At 71.6% G+C, this 2,483-nt stretch carries 4 protein-coding genes; 1 reads left to right on the top strand and 3 read right to left on the bottom strand.

Features of this window, described 5'->3' with window-relative positions; all coding sequences use genetic code 11:
• Positions 1–59: 59 nt before the first annotated feature.
• Positions 60–452 (bottom strand): hypothetical protein, encoded by a 393-nt coding sequence (locus tag VFO68_RS02340; protein WP_325156446.1) that lies wholly within the window; start codon positions 450–452, stop codon positions 60–62.
• 98 nt (positions 453–550) lie between these two features.
• On the opposite strand from VFO68_RS02340, the gene VFO68_RS02335 reads away from it, so the two are divergent.
• Positions 551–982, top strand: a complete 432-nt coding sequence (locus tag VFO68_RS02335) for a nitroreductase family deazaflavin-dependent oxidoreductase (protein ID WP_325156445.1) — start codon at positions 551–553, stop codon at positions 980–982.
• Here the strand turns inward: VFO68_RS02335 and tsaA are convergent, their stop codons facing one another.
• A complete protein-coding gene (gene tsaA / locus VFO68_RS02330) occupies positions 983–1,396 on the bottom strand; it encodes a tRNA (N6-threonylcarbamoyladenosine(37)-N6)-methyltransferase TrmO (RefSeq protein WP_325156444.1) in 414 nt (137 codons plus the stop codon).
• Positions 1,397–1,404: 8 nt separating this feature from the next.
• On the bottom strand, positions 1,405–2,483 hold a 1,079-nt coding region (locus tag VFO68_RS02325; RefSeq protein ID WP_325156443.1), incomplete at its 5' end, for an aldehyde dehydrogenase family protein.

The following is a 2,483-nucleotide window of genomic DNA, read 5'->3' as shown; positions in this document are numbered from 1 at the left end:
GGTGCACATCGCTACCCACGGCGCCGCCCGGGTGTGCGCCGAAGCGGCCGCCGAAGCGCTTACGGGCTGACCAGCCCCCGGCTGGCCACCTGAGCCGACTCCAGATCCCGGCCGAGCTGCGCGCCCACGTTGCGGGCCCGGGCCAGGGCCGCGGCGGCGTCGCGCATGGACCGGGTCAGACCGTCGAAGGCGACCCCACTCGTGGTGCCGGGCAGCGTGCCGCCCAGCAGATCCCGCTCCAGCAACGCGGCGAACTCGGGCAGGCTCCGGACCAGGTTCTCCACCAGAGCCTTCATCGAGGCGAGCACCTGGCAGACCTCGGCCGCGGTACCGATCCCGTCGGTTCCGTTCATGCCGGCCGAGCGCAGGTACAGGCTCAGCATCGCCTGGCGGGCCTGCTCGGCCAACCCGGCCGCGGTGTCGTCCACCTCGCTGTTTCGGCGCACGTCCATGGCCCGTCCCTCGCTCGGCGGCGTCGTGACGATGGGTTTACCCATTTGGGTGCGGGCCAAAACGGAATAGCGGGCCAGTGTGAGTTGCTGACCTTGGTATGGCATCGAACGGCGACTACGAGCCGAGCCCGAACGATTGGGTTCGCGAGCAGGTGGAACGGTACGAAAGCTCGGGTGGAACCGAGGGGACCACGCTGCGGGGCAAGCCGGTGATCATCCTGACCACCGAGGGCGCGCGGACCGGCAAGGTCCGCAAGACCCCGCTGATGCGGGTCGAGCACGAGGGCAGCTACGCGGTGGTCGCCTCGCTGGGCGGCGCGCCGAAGCACCCGGTCTGGTACTACAACCTGCTGGCCCACCCGAAGGTCAAGCTCCAGGACGGCCCGGCCAAACACGAGCTGACCGCCCGCGAGGTCACCGGCGAGGAGAAGGCGCTGTGGTGGGACCGCGCGGTGCAGGCGTGGCCGGACTACGCGGAGTACCAGACCAAGACCGAGCGCCAGATCCCGGTGTTCGTGCTCGAACCCTGATCAGCGCTCGGTGTCCCGGTCCAGCACCGGTTTGACGTCCACGATCGGGGTGCCGTCCAGTGCCTCGAGGTCACGCACCTGAACCCGCACGCCGGCCACGGCCAGGACCGTCACCCGGTGCAGTCCGACCGGGTTGGGCCGGTCCGGCGAGCGGGTGCTGAACACGCCGGTCAGCGGGCGGGATTCGTCGTCGCGCGGGTGCACCGCGAGCACGTCCCGGCTGGCCCGGTCGAACCAGGTCAGCACCAGGACCTCGGCGCCGACGCGGACGTCGCGCAGCGCGTCGGCCATGGCCGGCTCGAACACCAGCCAGCAGTCCGGCGCGCCCTCATCGCCCTGCTTCGGCGCCTGCGCCCGGTCGGTGAGCGGGGACTCGACCCGCCCGACCGGCCGGACCACGAACTCTCCCACCATGAATTCGATCAGCTCCCGATCCACACGGTCTTGGCGTTGCAGAACTCCCGGATGCCCAGGGCGCCCAGCTCGCGCCCGTAGCCGGAGTTGCGCACCCCGCCGAACGGAAGATCAGGATAGGAGGTGACCATCCCGTTGATGAAGACCTGCCCGGCGTCGAGCTCGGCGACGAACCGGTCGCGCTCGGCGTCGTCCCGCGTCCAGGCGTTCGCGCCGAGTCCGAAGTCGGTGTCGTTGGCCAGCCGGATGGCCGCGTCGAGATCGGGCACCACGTGCAGCGCGGCGACCGGGCCGAACACCTCCTCGCGGTACATCCGCATCTGCGGTGTGATGCCGGAGACCACGGTCGGCGGGTAGAACCAGCCCGGCCGGTCGACCCGGCGGCCGCCGCAACGCAGCCGCGCGCCCTTGGCGACCGCGTCGTCGACCTGCTCGACGACCTCGCTCAGGCCCTGCTCGGTGGCCAGCGGTCCGACGTCGGTGCTCTCCGCCATCGGGTCGCCGACCACCAGCGAGGACATGTTCTTCACGAACAGCTCACCGAACTCCTCGGCCACGTCGGCGTGCACGATGAAGCGCTTCGCCGCGATGCAGCTCTGCCCGTTGTTCTGGCACCGCGCCGTGGTCGCCACCGCGGCGGCCCGCTCCAGGTCGGCCGAGGGCATGACCACGAACGGGTCGCTGCCGCCCAACTCGAGCACGGTCTTCTTGATCTCCCGGCCGGCGATCGCGGCCACCGCCCGGCCGGCCGCCTCGCTGCCGGTCAGGGTGGCGGCCACCACCCTCGGGTCGGTCAGCACCGCCTCGATCGCGTCCGAGCCGACCAGCAGGGTCTGGAACGCGCCGTCCGGGAAGCCGGCGTCGCGAAAGACCTGCTCCAGGCGCAGCGCGGTCTGCGGCACGTTGGACGCGTGCTTGAGCAGCCCGACGTTGCCGGCCATCAGCGCGGGCGCGGCGAACCGGACCACCTGCCAGAACGGGAAGTTCCACGGCATGATCGCCAGCACCGGCCCGAGCGGCTGCCAGCGGGTGTACGCGGCGGTGGCCGACACCGCCCCGGCGTCGGCCGGCTCGTCGGCCAGGAACC

This window comes from Actinophytocola sp., from assembly GCF_035712165.1.
Taxonomy (GTDB): Bacteria; Actinomycetota; Actinomycetes; order Mycobacteriales; family Pseudonocardiaceae; genus DASYTH01.
The sequence above is the reverse complement of the archived record's forward strand: the minus strand, read 5'-3'. Positions and strand labels throughout refer to the sequence as shown.

Coding starts and splice junctions, on each gene's coding strand:
- tsaA (WP_325156444.1), bottom strand. CDS start 1,396: ATGGTGGGAGAGTTCGTGGTCCGGCCGGTCGGGCGGGTCGAGTCCCCG.
- VFO68_RS02335 (WP_325156445.1), top strand. CDS start 551: ATGGCATCGAACGGCGACTACGAGCCGAGCCCGAACGATTGGGTTCGC.
- VFO68_RS02340 (WP_325156446.1), bottom strand. CDS start 452: ATGGACGTGCGCCGAAACAGCGAGGTGGACGACACCGCGGCCGGGTTG.